Source organism: Pseudomonas sp. PGPPP1 (genome assembly GCF_002255865.1).
In the GTDB taxonomy this organism is placed as follows: domain Bacteria; phylum Pseudomonadota; class Gammaproteobacteria; order Pseudomonadales; family Pseudomonadaceae; genus Aquipseudomonas; species Aquipseudomonas cremoris.
Genome location: NZ_NKIG01000022.1, coordinates 91,797 through 114,530 on the forward strand (window position 1 = coordinate 91,797; position 22,734 = coordinate 114,530).

Here is a 22,734-nt window from a genome sequence, read left to right on the forward strand (position 1 = left end):
TCCGTGAAGTCAGAGGCTCGCTATGCCTGTCGCCGTCATTGATGGACAACCGCTGCACTACATCGACCAGGGCACCGGCCCTGTCGTCCTGCTGGGTTCAAGCTACCTGTGGGGCCATGACATGTGGACGCCGCAGATCGAAGCCCTCTCGCAACAGTACCGCGTGATCGTCCCCGAACTATGGGGCCATGGCGAATCCGGCCCCTTGCCAGCACACACCCGTTCCCTAGACGATTTGGCACGCCAGGCCTTGGCCCTGCTGGACCAGCTGGATATCGCGCAGATCAACCTGGTGGGCCTTTCGGTCGGCGGCATGTGGGGCGCACGCCTCGCGCTGCTTGCTCCAAAGCGGGTAAACAGCCTGGTACTGATGGACACCTACCTCGGGGCCGAACCCGAGGCCACGCGTCAGTACTACTTCTCGCTGTTCAAGATGATCGAGGACGCAGGCGCCATCCCCGAACCGCTTTTGGATGTGATCGCACCGATCTTTTTCCGCCCAGGTATCGACCGTGAATCTGCGTTGTATCAAGACTTTCGCGCGTCGTTGCAGGCGCACTCCCGCGAGCGCCTGCTGGACAGCATCGTGCCATTGGGCCGGCTGATTTTCAGCCGTGAGGATGTGCTGGAACAGCTTTCGCACCTGGATGCCGACACCACTCAAGTGATGTGCGGCGAGCATGACAAGCCCCGGCCACCCACCGAAGCCGAGGAAATGGCAGAGCTGATCGGCTGCAGCCTGATCCTGATCCCGGAAGCAGGCCATATCAGCGCCCGGGAAAACCCGGAATACGTCAACGAAGCGCTGCTGACCTTCCTGGCCAATAACGCCTGACCGCCCTGCCCTTTGATCGTCGCGTGCTGGCGGCGATCAAAGGCGGAAATGGCCCACCATGCCTTTCAGTTCCGCGCCCAACTGCGCCAGTTGGATGCTCGATGCGGCATTGCCTTGCATGCTCAACGCCGACTGATCGGCGCTGGCACGGATGCTGGTGACGCTGCGGTTGATTTCTTCGGCCACCGAACTTTGCTGCTCAGCCGCTGCGGCAATCTGCTGGTTCATCTGCTGGATCAACGACACAGCCACCGCGATGCTGCCCAGGGCGCTTTCAGTTTCCAGGGCATCACTGACCGCCAGCTTGACCAACTCGCCACTCTGTTGAATCTGCTGCACAGAAGACTGCGCGGCGCCGCGCAAGGTGCTGACCAGACGCTCGATCTCCTCGGTGGACTGCTGAGTGCGCTTGGCCAGTGCCCGCACCTCATCGGCCACCACGGCAAAGCCGCGACCTTGCTCACCGGCACGAGCGGCTTCGATGGCAGCGTTAAGGGCCAGCAAGTTGGTCTGCTCGGCGACGCTCTTGATTACACTCAACACCGTGCCGATGTTCTGGATTTCTGCACTCAGGCTTTCGATGCTGGCGCTGGCACGGGTGCTGGACGTGGCCAGCAACTCAATGCGCTGCAAACTCTGACGCACGACCTGCTGGCCGCTGTCGACCTTATCGTCAGCGGTCTGCGCGGCTTGGGCGGCCTCTTCGGCATTGCGCGCCACGTCATGAACGGTGGCGGTCATCTGGTTCATCGCCGTGGCCACCTGTTCGGTTTCTTCCTTCTGACTGCTGACCTCGACATTGGTCTGCTCGGTGACACTGGACAGTGAATGCGCCGAATTGGCCAGTTGCTCGATACCGGCTTGCAGGCCACTGACCATATGGCTCAGGCCATTGCCCATCTGCTGCATCGCTTGCATCAACTGGCCGATTTCATCGCGGCGGCTGACCTCCATGCGCCCGCTCAAATCACCCGCTGCAATCTGCTGTGCCACCGCAATCACACTGCGCAGCGGTGCGACGATCAACCGAGTAATCACCCACGCTGCAATCAAGCCCACCAATAAGGCCAGGGCCGACGAGCCGATGATGAGGACCGCGCTTTTCTTCAACTGCGCCTGCATCGACTGGTCTTCGGCCTCGTAGGCCTGGTTGACCCGGCTGACCACTTGGGCCGCCCGATCATTCAGTTGTTTGTAGACCACCTTTTCCTGGGCCAACAGCCCGGTGTATTCGCCGAGTTTTTCGCTGAATGCCGCGATATGGCCGGAGACTTCATTGAGCACCGTCTGATAGCCGGAGTCCTTGACCGACGTTTTCAACTGCTCGACCTGGGCCAGCGCCTGGTCGGCCTGCTCGATCTTGCCTTGCTCGGTGTCGTCTTCACTCACCTTGCGGCTCTGGTCCAGGCGCACCCGCGCTTCGTTCATTGCTTGCAGCATCAAGCGCGAAACCTGGCTGACCTGGCCCGCCTGCTCGATAAACTCGGCGCCCTCCTTGCCTTGGCTTTCCTTGAGACCATAGGCGCCGTCATCCGCCAGCCCGGCCTGCAACACGTCAAGGTTATTGGCCACGCTGGACACTGACCAACTGGCCATTTCCAGTGCCAGGTCCTTGGTCTGGGTCAGCTCGACAAACTCATCGAACGCCTTGCGATAGGCAGCCAAGGCTTGCTCGACATCGGTCATCACGGGCACGTTGGCCGCCGACTGGGATTTGAGACTCGCCGCCAGGGCCGCCAGGGCATCGACGCTTTCATGCAAGGCGTCGACGGCCTTGGGGTCGGCATGCAGCGCATAGTCCTGCTCGATCAGGCGCACCTTGAGCAAACCGCTGTTGAGCGACGACATGGCCTTGAGGCCTTCGAAACGCTGGCCAACGGTTTGCAGGGACCACACGCCGATAGCCGCCACGAGGGCAGTCAGCAGCAGCACCAAGGTAAAACCCAAGCCCAGTTTTTTTGCCATACCCAGGTTGGCGAAACGTCGTTGCACGGCCGAAATCATTGCACTTGCATCCTCTTGCAATGGCAGAAGCCATCAAGCCCGGTTAACCAGAAGCGAGATTGGCAACCCCAAGGCACTGAGCACAAGACGCTGGCGCCGGAATAATGGCAAAAAGCTACATACTCGTCGTTTTCAGGATGGTCGAGGTCGATCTGGCAGGCCCACGCCACGAAACAACGCGAGCGCCCTTTGATCCCCCGCGTAAGCCACATTGATGCGCATCCATTCACTGTGCTCCCCGGTCGGACTGAACAACGCACCCGGCGACAACAACACCCCCAGCCGCCGGGCACACGCCTGCAACCGCGAACGGTGAGCCTCTGCCGGACGCACCCACAGGAACATGCCACCGGCTGGCACTGTGAACACCTCCCACTCCTCATCTTCCAAGACCTGCAGGGTGGCCGCCATTTCAGTGTTCAAGCGCTTGCGCAAGCGCTGGACCCACTTGCGATACGTGCCATTGGCCAACAAGGTCGCGACCACCGCTTCGGCAAACCGTGATGTGCCGAAACCGGTCAGGGTCTTGAGGCTGGCCAATTGCGCGATGATCGCCGTACTGGCGCTGAGGTACCCCACGCGCAACGCACTGCTCAAGGTCTTGGAAAAACTCGCGATATAGATCACCCGGTCATCGTGGGGCAACGCGGCGAGTCGTGTACAACTGGCGTGCTGCAGGTCGCCGAGCACGTCTTCTTCGATGATCAGGAAGTTCTCGCGGCGCGCCAGCTCCAGCAAGCGCTCGGCGACTGCGCGGCACAGGCTGGAACCAGTGGGGTTGTGATAGAGGCTGTTGATAAACAGGCACTTGGGACGATGCAGCAGCAACAGCGCTTCGAGCTTCGGAATGTCTGGGCCGCCACGGGTGCGTGGCACTTCCAGCAACGTGACGCCCTGAAATGCCAACTGCTGGTAGAGGTTGCCGTAGCCGGGGGTTTCCACCACTACACAATCACCGGCCCGAAGCAACGTACGTATCAGCAAGTCCTGAGCATGGCCGGCACCTGCCGTAGTGAGGATACAGTCAATGCTGGAGGCGATATGCAGCCGGTTCAAGCGTTTGAGCAGTTGCTCGCGCAACGAGGGCAGGCCCAACGGAGTGCTGTAGTTGAACAGGCCGGCGGTGTCGGTGCGGGTCACTTCGCGAATCGCATAGCTGATGTCATCGCTTTCGCGCCAGGCGTCCGGCAACCAACCGCAACCCAGCTTCAACTCACCTAGCGGGCTATCGGTGAAGTCGCCCCACTGCTGCTCCGCGCCTTCATACCAATGACCTTGATGTTCGGCTGAGGGCTGAGCCACCACAAACCCGGAGCCTTGCCTGGCAGCCAACAAGCCTTGGGCGACCATGCGCTCAAAAGCTTCGATCACACTGGACTGGCTGAGCAGGTTATCCAGGGCCACTTGCCGAATGGACGGCAGTCGCGTACCGGGGCTCACCCCGCTCTTGCGGATCCACTCCGCCACCGCACTGACGATTTGCTGCACCACCGGTACAAGGGCTTGTCGATCGATCCCTAAATCCATGAGCCACTCACTTCAACTGTCTGTTATTCAACCCGAAGCAGTTAAGCACAGAAGGCCAGGATTACCGGTCGTTAAAAATCATTAAATCATTGATTTTATTAGATTATTTACCTAATGATACACATTCGAACAAGGCACTTTGCCAGCCATGGAAAAACCCCACAGCCCCCTAATCCTTTTCGAATAGGGGGCGACGCGAGATCCTAGATAGCCGTGGCGCCGCCGTCCACAGCCAACGCCTGGCCAGTGGTGAACGCCGCCCCGTCGCTGCACAGGTACAGCACCGCGCTGGCGATTTCCTCGACTTTGCCAATGCGCCCCACCGGGTGCATGGCAGCGGCAAATTCCGCCTTGCGCGGGTCGGCTTCATAGGCACGCCGGAACATATCGGTATCGATCACTGCCGGGCACACAGCGTTGACGCGGATTTTCTTCTTCGCGTACTCGATGGCTGCCGACTTGGTCAAGCCGATCACCGCATGCTTGGACGCTGCGTAAATGCTCATCTTCGGCGCCGCCCCCAGCCCTGCTACCGAGGCGGTATTGACGATCGCCCCACCGCCCTGGGCCAGCAGCAGCGGCAATTGGTGCTTCATACACAGCCAAACACCTTTGACATTGACGCCCATGATGGCGTCGAACTCGTCGAGGCTGCCGTCCGCCAGCTTGCCCTTCTCAATCTCGATCCCGGCGTTGTTGAAGGCATAATCGAGGCGACCGTACGCGCTGAGGGTCTGCGCCATCAGTTGCTGCACATCCGCTTCCAGGGTGACGTTGCAGCGTACAAACAGGGCTTCACCTCCGGCCTGCTGGATCAGCGCTACGGTACCCTCACCGCCCGCCGCATCCAGGTCGGCGACCACTACCTTCAAGCCTTCGGCGGCGAACGCCAACGCGGTGGCGCGGCCAATACCGGCGGCGGCGCCAGTCACCAGGGCGACCTGGCCGGAAAACGTCATGCTCATGGAGGGATATCCTGTGGGAAAAGTTACGGTGTACCGAGTTTAGCCAACGCCTCCACTGGCACGTCAGCACTATCAGAGGGCCGGTTTTCACTGCATGAGTCACAGTGATAAAGCTGACTGACCGACTATCAACAACACCTATCGAGGAGCATTCGCGCCCCCCGGTAGACCTTGCTCCCAGGCCGTTCAGGGTCTATCACTCTAGGTTCATTTCCAGAAGAGTCCCTGCCATGACCGCCCAGACCAACCGCCAATTTCTGCTTGCCAAACGCCCGGTCGGCGCGGCCACGCGGGAAACCTTCACCTACCAGGAAGTGCCGGTCGGCACAGCCCAGGACGGGCAGGTGCTGGTGCGCAACGAATACCTGTCCCTCGACCCCGCCATGCGTGGCTGGATGAATGAGGGCAAATCCTACATTCCCCCGGTCGGTATCGGCGAAGTGATGCGCGCACTCGGTGTAGGCCAGGTGATTGCCTCGAACAACCCGAAATTCGCTGTCGGCGACTACGTGAATGGCGCACTGGGCGTGCAGGATTACTTCCTTGGCGAGCCGCGAGGTTTCTATAAAGTCGATCCGAAACTGGCGCCGCTGCCACGTTATTTGTCCGCCCTGGGCATGACCGGCATGACGGCCTACTTTGCCCTGCTGGACACCGGTGCACCGAAGGCCGGTGAGACCGTGGTGATCTCCGGCGCGGCCGGTGCGGTGGGCAGCATTGCCGGGCAAATCGCCAAGATCAAAGGCTGTCGCGTGGTGGGCATCGCGGGCGGCGCCGACAAGTGCAAGTTCCTGGTCGATGAACTGGGCTTTGACGCGGCCATCGACTACAAAAACGAAGACGTGCCCGCCGCCCTCAAGCGCGAGTGCCCTAAAGGGGTGGATGTGTATTTCGATAACGTCGGCGGCGATATTCTCGACGCCGTACTCAGCCGCCTGGCACTGAAAGCACGGGTGGTGATTTGCGGAGCCATCAGCCAGTACAACAACAAGGAAGCGGTGAAAGGCCCGGCCAACTACTTGTCACTGCTGGTCAACCGCGCGCGCATGGAAGGTTTTGTGGTGATGGATCACGCCGCCAACTTCGCCGCTGCCGGGCAGGAGATGGGCGGCTGGATGGCGCAGGGCAAGCTCAAGAGCAAGGAAGATATCGTGGAGGGGCTGGAGACGTTCCCGGAGACGTTGATGAAGCTGTTCAACGGGGAGAACTTTGGGAAGTTGGTGTTGAAAATCAGCTGACACACCTTGGACAAAAATGTGGGAGCAAGCCCGCCCCCACATTTTAGACCGCTGAAAGTTAGGCTATCTCGGCAACCACTGCCGCCAACGCCTTCGCCGGATCTGCCGCCTGGCTGATCGGACGGCCAATCACCAGGTAGTCCGAGCCCGCATCCAATGCCTGACGCGGGGTCAGGATACGGCGCTGGTCATCCTGGGCGCTGCCAGCAGGGCGAATGCCGGGAGTCACCAGTTGCAGCGACGGGTGGGCCGCCTTCAAGGCCTGGGCTTCCAGCGCCGAACACACCAGGCCATCGAGGCCGGCTTTCTGCGCCAGGGCCGCCAGGCGCAGCACTTGCTCCTGTGGCTCGATGTCCAGGCCGATACCGGCCAGGTCTTCACGCTCCATGCTGGTCAACACGGTCACGCCGATCAACAGGGGCTTGGGGCCGCTACGCTGTTCCAGCACTTCGCGGCAGGCGCTCATCATGCGCAGACCGCCGGAGCAGTGCACGTTGACCATCCACACGCCCATTTCGGCGGCGGCCTTCACCGCCATGGCGGTGGTGTTGGGAATATCGTGGAATTTAAGGTCGAGGAACACTTCGAAACCTTTGTCACGCAAAGTGCCGACAATTTCTGCAGCGCAACTGGTGAAGAGTTCTTTGCCGACCTTGACCCGACACAGCTTCGGGTCCAACTGGTCAGCCAGCTTCAGTGCGGCGTCACGAGTGGGGTAATCCAGGGCGACGATGATAGGAGTCTGGCAGACGGACATTGGAATGGGCTCTCAGGCAAGTCGAAATCGGCGCGGATTGTAGCGCAAGCGGCGCCGTTGCGGGATCCGATGATCGGTAAATACTGACCAAGCGCCTTTGGGCGGGCATTTCAGCCAATTATTTCAAAGCTGATACATTCACGACATGCCCCCAACACGCCCCACGGCTAGCCTCGCTCGCACGACCCACCGTCCAGCACTACCAGCCATGGGGCTGGCCGTCTATGCTGACCGCAACAACAGGGCAGAAGATCGCACTATGCATACCCCTACCGTCTCTGTACACGAAGAGCAAAAAGGCGCAGTGATCGCCGACGAAAAGCGCTGGAATACCCGTGCGTTGATCGTCGATGACGATGTGCCGATCCGCGAACTGCTGATCGACTACCTGGCACGGTTCAATATTCTCGCCACCGGCGTGACCGACGGTGCCGCAATGCGCCAGGCCATGCAAGCCGAGACCTTCGACGTGGTGGTGCTCGACCTGATGCTGCCGGGCGAAGACGGCTTGTCACTGTGCCGCTGGCTGCGCGCGGAGTCGGACATCCCGATCCTGATGCTCACCGCCCGCTGCGAACCCACCGACCGCATCATCGGGCTGGAATTGGGTGCCGACGACTACATGTCCAAGCCCTTCGAACCGCGAGAGCTGGTCGCGCGGATCCAGACCATCCTGCGTCGTGTGCGTGATGATCGCACCGAACAACGCGCCAATATTCGCTTCGATAACTGGCGTCTGAACAGCGTCCTGCGCCAACTGGTGGCCGATGATGGCCTGGTAGTGCCGCTGTCCAACGCCGAATTCCGCCTGTTGTGGGTGTTTATCGAACGCCCTCGCCGGGTATTGAGCCGTGAACAACTGCTGGATGCGGCCCGCGGGCGCTCCATCGAAGCGTTCGACCGCAGCATCGACTTGCTGGTCTCGCGCCTGCGGCAAAAACTGGGGGATGACCCCAAGGCACCGCAGTTGATCAAGACCGTGCGCGGTGAAGGCTACTTGTTCGACGCCCGAGATATCGGTTGATGCGAGCCCCCTTCAACACGCTGTTCGGTCGGCTGTTCGGTGTGTTGCTGGTGGCGATCATCCTGGCCCATGTGCTGGCCATCGCGTGGTTCCGCCATTACGGCCCCCCGCCACCGCCGCCTCAGGAAACGTTTGTCGAGCAACCTGACGGCACCATGAAGCCGCTGAACAAGGAGCACCATCGGCCCTGGTTTGGTGGCCCGGTGGTGCCGCTGACATTCCAGTTCATCTCGCTGATCATCGCTGCCTGGTATGGCGCCAAGCTGTTGAGCCGGCCGATCCAGCGCCTGAGCGATGCTGCAGAACGCCTCAGCCTGGACCTCGACAGCTCGCCGCTGGAAGAAACCGGCCCCCGCGAGGCACGCCAGGCGGCGTATACCTTCAACCTGATGCAGCGCCGAATCCGTGAGCAAGTCAGCCAACGTGCGCGCATGTTGGGCGCCGTCTCCCACGACCTGCGCACCCCGCTGTCACGCCTCAAGCTGCGCCTGGAACAGATCGAAGACACCAAGTTGCAGGGGCAGATGCGTCAGGACCTGAACGACATGATCGGCATGCTCGACGCCACCCTGAGCTACCTGCATGAACAGCGCACCAGCGAAACCCGGCATTTGTTGGACGTGCAGGCCTTGGTGGAGTCCATGAGTGAAAACGCCCAGGACCAAGGCTCCGACGTGCAATTTTCCGGCACCTGCGCACCGCTGCAGGTGCAACCGATGGCCTTGCGTTCGTGCCTCAACAACCTGATCGACAACGCGTTGCGCTATGCCGGTACGGCGCAGGTGGAATTGGAAGACAGCCGCGAAGCGCTGGTGATTCGTGTGATCGACCACGGGCCAGGCATTGCTGCCGACAAACGCGAGGCGGTGTTCGAGCCGTTCTATCGGTTGGAAGGCTCACGCAACCGTAATTCCGGCGGCGTGGGGCTGGGCATGACGATTTCCAAGGAGGCGGTGGAGCGCCTTGGCGGTCGCCTGAGCCTGGAGGAAACCCCAGGCGGCGGTTTGACTGCAGTGATGTGGCTGCCCAGGGCCTAATGGTCTCCATCAATCAGTTAGATCGATTTATCTTCCCGGCGGCCTTGGGCTTGGGTCGCGCTCCAGTCCATCAGCAGGCTGTACGCCACCGCCAACAACGTCGGGCCGATAAACAGGCCGATAAAGCCGAAGGCGATCAACCCACCAAACACCCCGAGCAACACAATCACCAGCGGCAAGTTACCGCCACGGCTGATCAAGTACGGCTTGAGCACGTTGTCCACGCCACTGATGATGAACGTGCCCCATATGCCAAGGAACACTGCATAGGTGTAGTCGCCCTTCCACGCCAGCCAGGCCGTGGCCGGGATCCACACCAGCGGCGGGCCCATGGGAATCAGGCTGAGCAGGAAGGTCACGATGCCCAACACCAGCGCGCCCGGCACGCCGGCGATCAGGAAGCCGATCAACGCCAACAGCGCCTGGGCGGCGGCGGTACCGATCACGCCGTTGACCACGCGTTGCACGGTGCCCGCCACCAGCTCGATGTAATAGCCGGCACGCTCACCGATCAGACGCTCCAGCAATCGGTGTACAAACATCGCCAGGCGTGGCCCATCGCGGTAGAAAAAGAACACGAACACCAGGCTCAAGGTCAATTCAAGGATGCCGCCGCCGATCTGCGCGCTCCGGGCCAGCAGCCAGTTGCCCACCTGGCCCAGGTAGGGTTTGAGCGTGACCATCAGGGCCGCGCCCTGTTGGTCGATGCTGTTCCACATCCCGACCAGGCGCTCGCCGACAAATGGAATGGAGCCCAACCACGTGGGCGCCTCGGGCAAGCCATCAACCTGGATATCCTTGATCAGGCCGACGGCGTCACGCACATGGTCCGCCAGGTTGAACCCCAGCCACACCAAAGGCACCGCCACCAACAACATCCAACCTAACGTGAGGATGCCGGCCGCCAGGGATTCACGGCCACCCAGCCAGCGAGTGAGCAGGCGCATCAGCGGCCAACTGGCAAACGCCAGCACCGCGCCCCAGAACAGCGCCGACCAGAACGGCGCCATCACCCAGAAGCTGGCACCAAACAGCACCAGCAGCAGGATTTGCACCAGCAGGCGATCGTTATTGAGCATGGGGTTTCTCTAGAAGAAGACGGTAGGAAGACAGCTTAGGCGAACGGCGCGGGTCCGTTCGCCTTGTGATGCTTAGCGTATCAGATGCAGGTGCAGGCCCTTTGCATCACCTGTGCCGGTTTCCATCCGTGCAGCGCGCACACCGCTGTCGATCAGGCCCTGGCGCCACGCTTCGGCGGTCGGCCCGGTCAAACTGACGCGCAAGGTGGCGTCGAGGTTCAGCCCGCGTGATATCAGGGTCAGCCAGGTGGCATCAGGCTCGGTGCCTAACGTCGGGAAATCCAGCTCGCCCGTGCTTTTCAGTTCGCGCAGCAAGGTCGCGGAGGTGGGCAGCAGATCGCCCAGCGGAGCGCTGGCATCCAGTTGTTCTACATGCAAATAGGCGCGACGGTTGCCACGGGTGATGCCGTACAGCGCCACCAAGGAGTTGTCCTGCGGAGCGGCCAGGCGTAACAGCAGGTATTCCTGCTGGCCATCGGCACCCACCAGCTTGGCGTTGCCGAACACCTCATTGGCCCACAGGCTGCTTTCCCCGCAGTCACGTGCCTGGCACCAGAACAGCAATTGTGCGCCCTTGGCCTGCAACGCTTCACGCGTCGCAGTGAAGGCTGCGCTGGAGCTGTGTTCGGGAGGGAGTTCATAGGTGATCGCCGTGGCTTGGCCACGTGCAGTGGCTTGACCTTCGTAGCGCAACTGGCCGCTGATCTTGCGAATCGCGCCCATGGGGTAGATGCGTTCTTTTTCTTCGGCGGGGCGGTAATCGACAATTTGTGCGTCGACCTGGCGGGTCACGGTGGGCAGGTCCTGGCTGCCCGGCACGTCGGCGGCGAACACCAATGGGCTGAGAAGGCTCAAGCCCAGGATACGGAAACATCCGTTAGGCACGCTCATCGGATCAACGCGCCCTGGCCATCGGAGGTCGCAGCGGTACTGACTTTATTCATGGTTGACTCCCTTTCAATCCGCCCAGCCTCGGCAGTTGACCGCCCCAAGTCAAGGCACGGAGAAGAACCGATTGAAACAGTCTGCAACAAGGAGCGCACCGGGCTCGTCATTCAGGTGTAAATGATGGCCGCCAGGTAACGTGGTCACGGTAAAGGGTAGCTGGGAAAGCAATTCGGGATGTTTCGCCAACATGCCGTCAGCAGCAACCACCAACTGCGTAGGGCAAGCCACTCGCCGCACGAAAGCCATGGCCTGTTCGTCTGTCAGACGCATCGGCGAAGCCAGGGTCAGCCGGCTGTCGGTACGCCAGGTGTAACCGCCCGGTACAGGCATCAAACCGCGCTGGGCCAGCAGTTCGGCAGCTTCACGACTGACCGCCACCACGCCTTTCATCCGTGCCTCGACGGCACGATCCAGGGTGCTGTAGACGGGTTTGCGCTTGTCCTGCAGGTTCAATTGCGCCTGCAGCGCCATGCCCAACCGCTCGGCAGCGTTCTCGCCACTGGCGGTCGGTGGGATAACGCCGTCGATCAAACCCAGGTGCGTGACTCGCTCCGGTAACGCGCCGGCCAACACCAGGGACACGATGGCGCCGAGGGAATGGCCAAGTAATGCAAAACGTTTCCAGCCCAGTTGTTCGGCGACCTGCAACACGTCATAGACGTAATCCCACAAGGCATAACCGGCGCCTGTAGGACGATGCGCCGAATGCCCATGCCCCGCCATGTCCAAGGCTACAATACGCAAACCCGCCAGCCTAGGCGCCAGCCGCGCAAAGCTGTTGGCGTTGTCGAGCCAGCCATGCAGGGCGATCACGGGCAAACCGTCCTCGGGGCCAAACAAGTGAGCTGCCAACTCAATGTGCGGCAGGCTCAGGCGCACTTCCTCGACCGGCGTGCTCATGCGCAGTTGCGCTCGCGGGCTTCCCAGCGGGCGAACAGGTGCTTGATCAAGGTCGCGGTGTCCTGGGGGCGTTCAAGCGGAAACATATGCCCGCCGGGCATGGTCAGCATCTCGCCCATGGGCAGGCGGTCCACACCGCTGGCATGGTGACGCATCACTACGCGGCTCTGGCGACCGCGCACCACCGCCAGCGGCACCTTCAATTGGCGCACCTGGCCAGGGCTGGTGTGGGGCACGCCACGGTAGATGCTGATTTCGGTGGCCGGGTCGAAGCGCAGGCGCAGGCGGTCGCCGACTTGCAGCAGGCCATGTTGCAGGTAAGCGTCGAAGCATTCGGGGTCAAAACCACGAAACAGCGTCTTGCCAGCGAAGTAGCTGCGCGCTGCTTCCAGGTCGCTGAACTCTTCACGACGGCCCAAAGTACGCCCAGCAGGTGTCAGCCGGTCGATAAAACCAAAACGCTTGGCTGCACGGATCACCCAGCGATCGGCGCGGGTCAGCACCGGCGAGTCGAGCATCACCACCCCGCGATACAACTGCGGGCAGCGCATGGCCGCGTGCAGATGCAACACCCCGCCCAGGGAATGGCCCACGCCCCACACCGGTTCCGGTTGCAGTTCCAAATGGTGGATCAGTTCATCCACCAGGTTCTGCCAGTTATCGTCCACCGGAAACCTGGGGTCGTGACCGTGCTGTGGCAAATGCGCCACCGCGTACTCAGGGGACAGTGCGGCAAACAGCTTGCCGTAGGTGGCCGAGGGAAACCCATTGGCATGGGCGAAAAACACGTGCTGCGACATACCGGACCTATCTACAAGAACAGACATCGATTGTCCCTATGCCTGGGCAGCACAGCAATGACTGTAACTGCCAGGAATGATGACACTCACGCCACGCCTATCGCGCCGGCGGGTTCTCGCCCAGCGGCACCACGGCCATGGTCAGGCGCGAAACGCAGCTGGCCTTGCCATCTTCCGTGGTCAGGCGGATATCCCAGACTTGGGTGGTGCGGCCGATATGGATCGCCCGCGCCACCGCTGTCACCCGCCCGCTGCGCACACCGCGCAGGTGGTTGGCGTTGACCTCCAGGCCCACGCAATAGAACTTGCTGGGGTCGATGCACAGATACGCCGCCATCGAGCCCACACTCTCGGCCAGCACCACCGACGCGCCGCCGTGCAACAGGCCGTAGGGTTGATGGGTGCGATGGTCGACCACGATGCTGGCGGTCAGGGACTCTTCGTCAAAGCTTTCAAAGCGAATGTCCAGCAGCTCACCGATGGTGTTTTTCTGGATCGCATTGAGCTGTTCGATATTAGGTTGCGTGCGCCACAGGCCCATGAAGGTGTCCTTGTTGGTTTTATGATGAGATTAATCCTGCCACAGAACAGATTCAGAGCGTTCACTCCAGGCTTGAAAGTGTGCGCCGTAAGTCGACTCGATCACGTTGCGCTTGATCTTCAAGGTCGGCGTCAGGAAACCGTTTTCCACCGCCCAGCTATCCTTGACCACCACCAGTTGGCGCAAGCGCTCATGTTTATCCAGCGCTTGGTTGACCTGCTCCAGCCAGCGTTCAAGGCTGGCGCGCAGCGCTTGCGGGGCTTCGTCTGCCGCCGACAACACACACAAACCGATCGGCGCGCTGAGGCCATCACCCACTACGCACACCTGCTCGATGCGCGCATGTTCGGCCAGGCGATTTTCAATCGGCGCGGGGGCCACGTACTTGCCCTTGCTGGTCTTGAAGATTTCCTTGAGTCGACCGGTCAGGCGCAAGCGACCGTCTGCGTCCTGTTCGCCCTTGTCACCGGTACGCAGGAAGCCATCGGCGGTGATGGTTTCGGCGGTTTTTTGCGGGTCCTTGAAGTAGCCGAGCATGGTCGCACCGCTGCGTACCTGCACCTCGCCCAAGGGGTCGATACGCACTTCAACGCCGGGGCATGGCAAGCCTATCCAGCCTAGGGTCTGCTGGCCGGGGCGACACACATGGGAGTAGCCACAGCTCTCGGTCATGCCATACACCTCCAGCACATCCAGGCCCAGGCGTTGATACCAGCGCAGTAAAGCCTCAGGCACGGGCGCAGCACCAGACAACGCGATACGTAGCGCGTCCAGGCCCAGCCCGGCAAGCACCTTGTGGCCCACACGCTTGCCGATGAAGGGTAGGCGCAACAGGGTGTCCAAGCGTTTTTCCGGGATCTTGGCGTAGACGCCCATCTGGAACTTGGTCCAGATTCGCGGCACGCCAAACAATGCGGTGGGACGCGCCCTACGCAGGTCTGCCAGAAAGGTATCGAGGCTTTGCGCGAAAAACACCGTTTGCCCGGTGTAGATCGAGGCCATTTCCACAAACATCCGCTCCGCCACATGACACAACGGCAGGTACGACAGCAGCCGGTCCCCCTCCCCCAGCCCAAACAACTCGGTGCCACGGGTGGCGGCAAAGCCCAGCGCGCCGAAGCTATGCATCACGCCCTTGGGCAGGCCGGTAGTACCGGAGGTGTAGATAATGGTGGCAAGGTCCGACGGTGCAGGCGTGGGTTCGTCCTGGATCGGCGAGCACGCCTGCAGGTCGGCCCAGCGGAAGTCGAAGTCGCCGAGCGGGCACAGCGGCAGGCTGATGGTCGGCACCCCCACCGGCACGCCAGGTGCCATGGCGGGCCAGTCGTCGAGCTTGCCGATAAACGCCAGCGCAGCCTCGGAATGGCTGAGCACATGGGCGACGGAGTCGGCGGTGAGGTTGGGGTACAGCGGTACGGACACATGCCCGGCCATCCAGATCGCCAGGTCGGCAATGATCCAGTGCGCGCAATTCTTTGAAATCAACGCAATATGCGAACCCTGGGGCAGCTCCCGGGCGCGTAGCCAATGCGCTGCGCATCGGGCCTGATGGCCCACTTCGCCCCAAGTTAGGGTTTGCACCTCGCCATCGCCCACGGGCTGGACCAGAAAGGTTTGGCGCGGATGTCGCGCTTCACGTTCGAAGAAGACCTGCAACGGCAAACGAAAAGCAACGGGCATGGGACACGCTCCTTTGTGGTCCGACAATAGCCAACCAAGCACTTGCTTGGCTGACTATATAGCACACACAAAGCAGCGATAAAGCCTACGGATGCTTCACACTGACCAGGCTCATCAGCCCCGCCAGCGGGAAATCCCCTTCCAGTTCCGCCAGGCTGGCGGTGTGCATCGGCTGCGGCTGACGCGGGTGACCGTGTTGCAAAAAGCTGATCAGGCTGCCGACCAACGGTTGATGGCTGACCAGCAGCACATTGTCATCCGTGTCGAGCTTATCAAGCACCTGCGACGGGTTGCCCTCAGGCGTCAGCCACGGCACGGTGCGAATCTGCGGCTCGAAACCCAGTGCATCGCGCACCAAGTGTGCGGTTTGCTGCGCACGCACATACGGGCTGGCGATGATTGCACTGAGGGGCTGGCCGATCAGGTGCGCAGCACTGCGCAACACTTCGCCACGGCCATGTTCGGTAAGGTTGCGCTCGGCATCAGTGCGCGCATGCCCTTCGGCCTCACCGTGGCGCAAAATCCAAAGCTTCACAGTTTCGGCTCTTCATCACGCGCTGGGTGCGGCGCTGGCGGCACGCTGTGGGCGGCCTCGCCCTCCGGCGCACGGGGGGTTGGCCAATCAGCGAATGGCCACGGCTTTTGTTCGGTGTGGAAGCTGCCAAAGCGACCGATCTGCGCAAGGAACTGGCTGAGGCTGTCGCCAAAGTTCATCAGGCCCAGGTTCGGCGCGCTGTACACCAGGCGGTAGATCAATTGCACGATCACCAAGGCGCCGAGCAGGAACTGCGCCACCTGCCACACCAGGGCAAAGACCAGCATCCAGAGGATGCGCAAGACAATGGATTCGTACTTGGGGGCTGCTTTTGGATCATTCATGGCGCGTTCCTCAGTTGAAACCACTGGTGGAAATAAAGTCGACATCGGTTTTCGGCTCGGCCCGCATCAACAACTCGATGACCTGGTTCAAGGTGCGCCCTTCAAACAGGATCGCGTGCAGCCCAGCGACCAGCGGCATATACACACCGACCTCTTGGGCCTTGGCTTTCAGCACCTTTAGGGTGTTGACCCCTTCGGCCACTTCGCCCAGCCGCGTGACGGCGTCTTCCAGGCTCAAGCCCTGGCCCAGTGCAAAACCGACCTGGTAATTGCGGCTTTTCGGCGACGAGCACGTCACGATCAAATCGCCCACGCCCGCGAGGCCGAGGAAGGTCATCGGGTTGGCACCCTGGTTCACCGCAAAACGCGTCATCTCGGCCAAGGCGCGGGTGATCAACATGCTTTTGGTGTTTTCGCCCATGCCCAGCGCGACTGCCATGCCAGCGATGATGGCGTAGACGTTTTTCAATGCGCCGCCCAGTTCGACGCCGAAGCGATCGTTGCTGGCATACACGCGGAACGTGCGGCCATGCAGCACCGCTTGCACACGCTCACACAGCGCTTCGTCTTCACTGGCGACCACGGTGGCGGTCAATGCGTGCTCGGCGACTTCCCGCGCCAGGTTCGGCCCGGACAACACGCCAATCCGCGCTTGTGGAGCGATCTCTTCAAGGATTTCACTCATCAACTTGAAGGTCTGCGCCTCGATGCCCTTGGTCAGGCTGACCAGCAGCTTGCCGGCCAAAAGGTCGGCATGGGGTGCCAGCACCGAGCGCAAGGCACTGGAGGGCAACGCGACAAAACTCAGGTCGCAGTCGTTCAGGGTGGCCAGCAGGTCCGTCACGGGTTCGACCGCCGGGTGAATCTTGATGCCTTTGAGGTAACGCGGATTCTCGCGGTGCACGCGAATGGCCTCGGCCTGCTCGGGATCACGCATCCACTGGCGCACTGAATGGCCGTTTTCGGCCAGCAGGTTAGCCACGGCGGTACCAAAACTTCCGCCTCCCAGGACCGCAATAGGGCGCTGTTCAGTCATATGCAATCCGTTAATCCATACCAGTGGCGATGGCGGCATTATACGGGGCGACCCGCTTGCGGCCAGCCCCCGTGTCAATTCACACGCTTGTCGGAAAATGCCACATTTGTGTGATGTAAATGCAAGTCCTGCGACTGGCAAAAGACACCACCTCAGTTAACATGGGCGGCTATCCGCAATTATCAAGGCCGTGCCGTGTATTTGGGCCCTCCTCCCCGTTCATCCCTGTGGTTGATGTTGATGTGCAGCGCACCCGCGCTGGCCGACGATCTGTTTCTCGACAACCAGCCGCTGCCCCAGGTTTTGACCGCCACGCGCCTCAAGCAATCGGCCGCCGCTGTCCCTGGCAGCATGACCGTGATCGACAGCGAACTGATCAAGGCCAGCGGCGCGCGAGACATCAGTGAACTGCTGCGCCTGGTGCCCGGCATGATGGTCGGCTACACCACCGGCAACCAGGCGGCGGTGAACTACCACGGCACCAGCGCCAGCGATGCACGACGCATGCAGGTGTTGATCGACGGCCGCTCGGTGTACCGCGCTGGCCTGGCCACCGTGGACTGGAGCGACATCCCGGTCGCCATGGAAGATATCGAGCGCATCGAGGTGTTCCGCGGCCCCAACACCGTTAGCTACGGCGCGAATGCCTTGATGGCGGTGGTCAACATCCTTACACGCTCGCCAGCCAACAGCCACGGTACGCGGGTGAAGGTGGTGCGTGGCGAACGTGGCATCAACGACTTCTATGCCAGCCAGGGCGTAGGCTGGGAAACCGGCGATCTGCGTTTGTCTCTCTCAGGCCAGCAAGACGATGGCTTCGACAGCGACGCCGCCGGTGCCGACCGTCGTGACAGCCGCCGCCTCAACCGCTTCAGCCTGGCAGTGAGCCAAACCCTGAATGCGCAGCAAAGCATCGATTGGCAGCTGGATGCCAAGGAAGGCACCAACCAACGGCCTTATACCTACATGCCGGTATTCGCCGGGATTACCGAAGGTGGTAATAATTCCGACGTCACTGCCAAGGACTATGCGGGCTCCCTGCGCTGGAACTTCGATTTCAACCCCGATCACAGCCTCTATATCCAGGGTTCCGCCCAACAGTGGGACCGTCGACAAATCTGGAAAGCCTGCGACGCCAAGATCTCGTTCAGCCCGCAGTTGACCCAATTGTGGCAACTGAACCCCAACTACGCCGAACGATTGGCCCGGCATATGGACATCTACAGCCAAGGCAGCGCACCACCCGGCGGCGCGGCTGAGCAAGCGCTGGCCAATACCGTGCTGGATCAATGGCGTGATGGCGCCAGCCAGAGCGTCTGCGGTGACATCGACCAAAGCACCCGTGAAAGCCGCTACGACCTGGAGGTTCAGGACACCCTCAGCCTGTCCGACAGCTTGCGGCTGGTCAGTGGTGTGAATTACCGCTACGACCGCGCCGACTCCGACACCTATTTCAATGGCACCCTGGACGACACCACCTGGCGCCTGTTCGGGCAGCTGGAATGGCGTGCCAGCGAACACTGGCTGCTGCAAGGCGGCGCCATGTTTGAAGACACGCACCTGAGTGGCAGCTCGCTGACACCACGGGTAGCGGTCAATTACTTGATCAACCCGCGCCACGGCCTGCGTGCGGTGTACTCCGAAGCGATCCGTTCGCCGGACATGTTCGAGAACAACGTCAACTGGAGCTATCGCGTCACCAATCTCAGCTCTCCGGCCTTTGGCCAGAGCAGCGGGCAATACTTCGTAAAGACGCGGGGCCCTGGCAACCTCGATAAAGAACTGATGCGCTCGCGAGAATTGGGTTACAACGGTTTCTTTGCCGACATTGGGCTGAGCATGGACGTGAAACTGTTCTATGACGAAATCACCGAAATGATCAGCTCACCTTTGCGCAACAACCAATACATCGCCAGCAATGCAAATAGCTCGCGGTTTACCGGGGCCGAGTCGCAGTTCGACTGGCGCCTGAGCAACGCCGACCGCCTCCGACTGACCTATGCTTACGTCGATGCCACCACCAGCAATCCGCTGGACAAAATGCAGACCGCGCGCAACAGTGGCTCGGCCGGCTGGCTGCGTGAATGGGGGCAAGGCTGGTCCAGCGCGCTGTTCTACTATGGCGACGACGCACTCAACAGATATCGCTTCGAACGGGTCGACCTGCGGGTGGCCAAGCGCATTGCCTTGGGCAACGCCAACGTGGAGCTGGCCGGCATGTTGCAACAACGCCTCGATAACCAGCCCACCACCTGGGCCGACAACGTTTATGACCACCGCCACGTACTCTACTTCAGCGCGGAGTTAGAGTTCTGACATGGGCAACTCGTCACGGATGACCTTCTTCTTTATCTACACGCTGTTGCGGCGCGGGCTGTTGCTTGCCTGCCTGCTGCTGGCGACGCCGGCGTGGAGCGCCGAGATCCTGCTGACCGCCGCCGAAGACGGTGACGGGGTGCAAGCCTTTGCACAAGCCCTTGCCCAGCAACGTCCCGAAGACCGCGTTACCTTCAAGCCCCTCAAAGACTTGCCGGCCCCCAGTCGGCTACCGGCCAACACGCGGCTGATCCTGCTGGACCTGCCCGGCCTTGACTGGCGCTTGCAAGAAACCCAGGGGCCGCCGACGCTGGTGCTGCGCATCAGCCGGCTACAAGCCCACCAACGCTTGGGCACCACACAGCCCCCGCGCATCAGCTTGCTATGGAGCGACCCACCGCTGGACCGCCAACTGCGGCTGATCGCCAACGTGCTGCCCCAGGCGCGGCGCATCGGCGTGCTTTACGGGGCCGAGAGTGAGTTCCTGTTGCCCGAACTGCGCCAGTACGCCACGCCCATGGCCTTGGAGATCGTGCCCCAGCGTTGGGACAACATCAGTGACAGTCGCCCGCTGCAAACCCTGTTCAGGAACAGTGACGTGCTGCTCGGCCTCGACGACCCCCAACTGTACAACCCGAAGACCGCAAAGAACCTGCTATTGAGCAGCTACGCCCAGCAACTGCCGCTGGTGGGGCCGAATGCGGGCTTTGTGCGTGCCGGTAGCCTGGCCAGCACCTACAGCGACCAGAGCGACTGGCTGGCCGTGCTCAATCGTTTGCTGGACCACCCACCAGCAACTTGGCCACGCTCGCTGTACCCGGATCACTTCAAAGTCGTGGGCAACCCGCAAGTCGCACGCTCACTGGGGATCGAACAGGTAGACGAGTCCAGCGTCGCCGCCCGATTGGACGAAGGAGAGAAACGCCCATGACCTTGCGTCGACGTTGGGATATCAACACCCGCACCCAGCTCATCACCTTGGGCCCGGCGCTGTTGCTGACGTTGCTGTTGATCAGCTTCTTCACCTTCGTGCGCATCCAGGATTTGCGTCAGGAGCTGGACCACACCGGCCAACTGATCGCCAACCAACTGGCCCCCGCCACTGAATACGGGGTGATCTCCGGCAACAACGATGTGCTCGACAGCCTGCTGCGTGCCACCTTGGCCACACCTCACGTGCGTTTCCTGGAGATCCAGGACAGCAGCGAAAACATCCTGGTGTACGTCGAGCAGCCGTCGGAAAAACACGATCGTTCGCTCTCGGTAAAAGTGTTCCAGGCGCCAATTCGCCTGCAACATATCCAGCTGGGCAATGACTTTTTCCAGGACAACCTCAACGAACCCAAGGCGCCCCGTGCGGACTATTTGGGCCGCGTGATCGTCGGCATGTCCAACGATGCGTTCAGCCAGCGCCAGCAGGAAATCCTGTTCAAGGCCGGTATCCTCGCGCTGTTCGCCCTGCTGTTCACTTTTTTGCTGGCTCGGCGCCTGGCAGCCAGCCTGTCGCAGCCGATCAGCGCCATGGGCAATGCGGTGAAGGCGATCCAACAGGGCGACTACACCACGCCACTGCCGATCGTGGACGACTCGGAACTAGGCGACCTGGCGCGGCATATCAACAACCTCGCCGAAGGCCTCAACCACGCCAGCCGAGAACAACAACAGGCCATGGCCCAGTTGATCCAGACCCGCGAAGAAGCCGAGCGCGCGAACAACGCCAAGTCGGATTTCCTGGCGATGATGAGCCATGAGCTGCGTACACCGATGAACGGCGTACTGGGCATGCTGCAGCTGCTCGAAACCACCGAGATGACTGAGGAGCAGACCGAATACGCGGCGCTGGCCTCCGAGTCCACCGAGCATTTGCTCAAAGTGATCAACGACATTCTCGACTTCTCGCGCATCGAACGCGCAGCCCTGGAGCTGGAACACATTCCGTTCAACCTCGCGGACCTGATCAACAGCTGCGCCCAGGCCTTCCAGCACAGCGCCCAACAGCGTGGCTTGGCGCTCAACCTGCCGATCCCACCCGGGCTGGCCACGCTGCGCGTGCAGGGTGATCCGACACGTATCCGCCAGATCCTGGTGAACCTGATCGGCAATGCGCTCAAATTCACCGAACACGGCAGCGTCACGGTCGAACCGCAGTGGCAGACCCTGGACCACGAGCTGGTGTGGTTCACCTGCACCGTGCGCGACAGCGGCATTGGCATTTCCGCCGAGCGCCTGGAGCTGATGTTCGATGCGTTCCAGCAGGCCGACAGTTCCATTTCAAGACGTTACGGCGGTACCGGCCTGGGCCTGCCCATTGCCCGCACCCTGGCCGAACGCATGGGCGGCACGCTTCGCGCACAGAGCGAAGAAGGCCGTGGTTCGGTGTTTACCCTGGAAATTCCATTGGCCATCGATCAACAAAGTTCGCCGGTGATTGCACTGGATGCGGAAGGCAAAAACGGTGCGGGCGATGGGCGCCATGTGTTGTTGGTGGAAGACAATCCCGTCAACCGTACTGTGGTCGAAGCGATGCTGCGCAGCCTGGGCTTCGAAGTGAGCCTGGCCACTGACGGTGCCGAAGCGATTCGCAGCGCCGAGAGCCTGATTTTCACGGCAATCCTGATGGACTGCCGCCTGCCGCTGATCGACGGCTACGAAGCCACCCGGCAGATCCGCCAGTTGCCGGGCTGCTCCGACCTGCCGATCATCGCGCTGACCGCCAATGCCTTGCAGGGCGACCGTGAGGCTTGTATCGCAGCGGGAATGAACGATTACCTGGCCAAGCCGTTCAAACGCACCGATTTGCAGAAAATCCTGCAGCGCTGGGTACAGTAGCGCCGCGCCATCAGCCAACTGCGACTGGCGTGAAAGACGAAAGTGCGGCAGTCTTAGGCACCCGAACGGGCCGATAAACAGGCCCGGTTTAAAATTTCAGTGAACAAGTGTACATTCAGTGCCTTGCCGCTGTGACTTTCACTACAACGCAATAGTCTATGTGTAGGCTGCCGGTATGAGGCGTAACGCTTCAGTCGGTTCGGGAAGATTTACCCTACCCTGCCGCATGGGATTATTGAGGAGCTCGCATGACCAAACAAAACGCCTTTACTCGGGAAGACCTGCTGCGCTGCAGTCGCGGTGAGCTGTTCGGCCCAGGTAACGCGCAACTGCCCGCCC

Annotated in this window: 19 protein-coding genes and 3 pseudogenes; 8 read left to right on the plus strand and 14 right to left on the minus strand. The window is 61.3% G+C overall.

What is annotated here, in order from left to right:
• Positions 1-22: 22 nt before the first annotated feature.
• Complete coding sequence (locus tag CFE47_RS22225) at positions 23-835, plus strand: alpha/beta fold hydrolase (RefSeq protein ID WP_286840499.1); 813 nt, start codon at positions 23-25, stop codon at positions 833-835.
• A gap of 36 nt (positions 836-871) precedes the next feature.
• Here the strand turns inward: CFE47_RS22225 and CFE47_RS31830 are convergent, their stop codons facing one another.
• The 4 genes and pseudogenes from CFE47_RS31830 to CFE47_RS22240 all read right to left on the minus strand — a co-directional run bounded on the left by CFE47_RS31830 (position 872) and on the right by CFE47_RS22240 (position 5,331).
• On the minus strand, positions 872-1,753 hold the full coding sequence (locus CFE47_RS31830; protein ID WP_502695497.1) for a methyl-accepting chemotaxis protein: 882 nt from the start codon (positions 1,751-1,753) through the stop codon (positions 872-874).
• Positions 1,733-2,839, minus strand: a pseudogene (locus CFE47_RS31835) (HAMP domain-containing protein); the annotation flags it as partial. The pseudogene CFE47_RS31835 and the gene CFE47_RS31830, both read right to left, overlap by 21 nt.
• A 115-nt stretch (positions 2,840-2,954) precedes the next feature.
• A pseudogene (locus CFE47_RS22235) lies at positions 2,955-4,366 on the minus strand (aminotransferase-like domain-containing protein).
• A 203-nt stretch (positions 4,367-4,569) separates the two neighbouring features.
• On the minus strand, positions 4,570-5,331 hold the full coding sequence (locus CFE47_RS22240) for an SDR family oxidoreductase (RefSeq protein ID WP_185708901.1): 762 nt from the start codon (positions 5,329-5,331) through the stop codon (positions 4,570-4,572).
• Between the two features lie 230 nt (positions 5,332-5,561).
• Here CFE47_RS22240 and CFE47_RS22245 point away from each other — a divergent pair, with 230 nt between their 5' ends.
• The gene (locus tag CFE47_RS22245; RefSeq protein WP_286840504.1) at positions 5,562-6,569 is read left to right on the plus strand and encodes an NADP-dependent oxidoreductase; all 1,008 of its coding nucleotides are present in this window, start codon (positions 5,562-5,564) and stop codon (positions 6,567-6,569) included.
• A 58-nt stretch (positions 6,570-6,627) separates the two neighbouring features.
• Here the strand turns inward: CFE47_RS22245 and pyrF are convergent, their stop codons facing one another.
• Positions 6,628-7,326, minus strand: a complete 699-nt coding sequence (pyrF, locus tag CFE47_RS22250) for an orotidine-5'-phosphate decarboxylase (RefSeq protein WP_095015338.1) — start codon at positions 7,324-7,326, stop codon at positions 6,628-6,630.
• A 259-nt stretch (positions 7,327-7,585) separates the two neighbouring features.
• Between pyrF and CFE47_RS22255 the strand changes: the two genes are divergently transcribed.
• Entirely contained in the window at positions 7,586-8,350 is a 765-nt protein-coding gene (locus tag CFE47_RS22255; RefSeq protein ID WP_286840505.1) for a response regulator, read from the plus strand.
• Entirely contained in the window at positions 8,350-9,387 is a 1,038-nt protein-coding gene (locus tag CFE47_RS22260) for a sensor histidine kinase (protein ID WP_286840507.1), read from the plus strand. The genes CFE47_RS22255 and CFE47_RS22260 overlap by 1 nt, the downstream gene beginning before the upstream one ends.
• Positions 9,388-9,404: 17 nt before the next feature.
• On the opposite strand, the gene CFE47_RS22265 is transcribed toward CFE47_RS22260, so the two are convergent.
• The 9 genes from CFE47_RS22265 to CFE47_RS22305 all read right to left on the minus strand — a co-directional run bounded on the left by CFE47_RS22265 (position 9,405) and on the right by CFE47_RS22305 (position 17,250).
• A complete protein-coding gene (locus tag CFE47_RS22265; RefSeq protein WP_185708897.1) occupies positions 9,405-10,466 on the minus strand; it encodes an AI-2E family transporter in 1,062 nt (353 codons plus the stop codon).
• Between the two features lie 72 nt (positions 10,467-10,538).
• Positions 10,539-11,357 (minus strand): DUF4892 domain-containing protein, encoded by an 819-nt coding sequence (locus CFE47_RS22270; RefSeq protein ID WP_185708896.1) that lies wholly within the window; start codon positions 11,355-11,357, stop codon positions 10,539-10,541.
• Positions 11,358-11,459: 102 nt separating this feature from the next.
• Positions 11,460-12,314 (minus strand): alpha/beta hydrolase, encoded by an 855-nt coding sequence (locus tag CFE47_RS22275; RefSeq protein ID WP_286840510.1) that lies wholly within the window; start codon positions 12,312-12,314, stop codon positions 11,460-11,462.
• A complete protein-coding gene (locus CFE47_RS22280) occupies positions 12,311-13,114 on the minus strand; it encodes an alpha/beta fold hydrolase (protein WP_185708910.1) in 804 nt (267 codons plus the stop codon). Before CFE47_RS22280 ends, CFE47_RS22275 begins: the two co-directional genes overlap by 4 nt.
• A gap of 97 nt (positions 13,115-13,211) precedes the next feature.
• On the minus strand, positions 13,212-13,655 hold the full coding sequence (locus CFE47_RS22285) for a hotdog fold thioesterase (protein WP_286840512.1): 444 nt from the start codon (positions 13,653-13,655) through the stop codon (positions 13,212-13,214).
• 30 nt (positions 13,656-13,685) lie between these two features.
• Positions 13,686-15,335 (minus strand): AMP-binding protein, encoded by a 1,650-nt coding sequence (locus CFE47_RS22290; protein WP_286840514.1) that lies wholly within the window; start codon positions 15,333-15,335, stop codon positions 13,686-13,688.
• Between the two features lie 85 nt (positions 15,336-15,420).
• A complete protein-coding gene (sixA, locus tag CFE47_RS22295; protein ID WP_286840516.1) occupies positions 15,421-15,870 on the minus strand; it encodes a phosphohistidine phosphatase SixA in 450 nt (149 codons plus the stop codon).
• Complete coding sequence (locus CFE47_RS22300) at positions 15,867-16,214, minus strand: DUF4389 domain-containing protein (protein WP_135287909.1); 348 nt, start codon at positions 16,212-16,214, stop codon at positions 15,867-15,869. Before CFE47_RS22300 ends, sixA begins: the two co-directional genes overlap by 4 nt.
• Positions 16,215-16,224: 10 nt before the next feature.
• Complete coding sequence (locus tag CFE47_RS22305; RefSeq protein WP_185708890.1) at positions 16,225-17,250, minus strand: NAD(P)H-dependent glycerol-3-phosphate dehydrogenase; 1,026 nt, start codon at positions 17,248-17,250, stop codon at positions 16,225-16,227.
• Between the two features lie 195 nt (positions 17,251-17,445).
• On the opposite strand from CFE47_RS22305, the gene CFE47_RS22310 reads away from it, so the two are divergent.
• The 4 genes and pseudogenes from CFE47_RS22310 to CFE47_RS22325 all read left to right on the plus strand — a co-directional run.
• A complete protein-coding gene (locus CFE47_RS22310) occupies positions 17,446-19,566 on the plus strand; it encodes a TonB-dependent receptor plug domain-containing protein (RefSeq protein ID WP_353744902.1) in 2,121 nt (706 codons plus the stop codon).
• A gap of 1 nt (position 19,567) precedes the next feature.
• Positions 19,568-20,497: an ABC transporter substrate-binding protein gene (locus CFE47_RS22315; protein ID WP_286840522.1), complete on the plus strand. Its 930-nt coding sequence runs from the start codon at positions 19,568-19,570 to the stop codon at positions 20,495-20,497.
• The gene (locus CFE47_RS22320; RefSeq protein WP_286840524.1) at positions 20,494-22,395 is read left to right on the plus strand and encodes an ATP-binding protein; all 1,902 of its coding nucleotides are present in this window, start codon (positions 20,494-20,496) and stop codon (positions 22,393-22,395) included. The genes CFE47_RS22315 and CFE47_RS22320 overlap by 4 nt, the downstream gene beginning before the upstream one ends.
• A 248-nt stretch (positions 22,396-22,643) precedes the next feature.
• Positions 22,644-22,734: pseudogene (locus CFE47_RS22325) on the plus strand (beta-hydroxydecanoyl-ACP dehydratase); the annotation flags it as partial.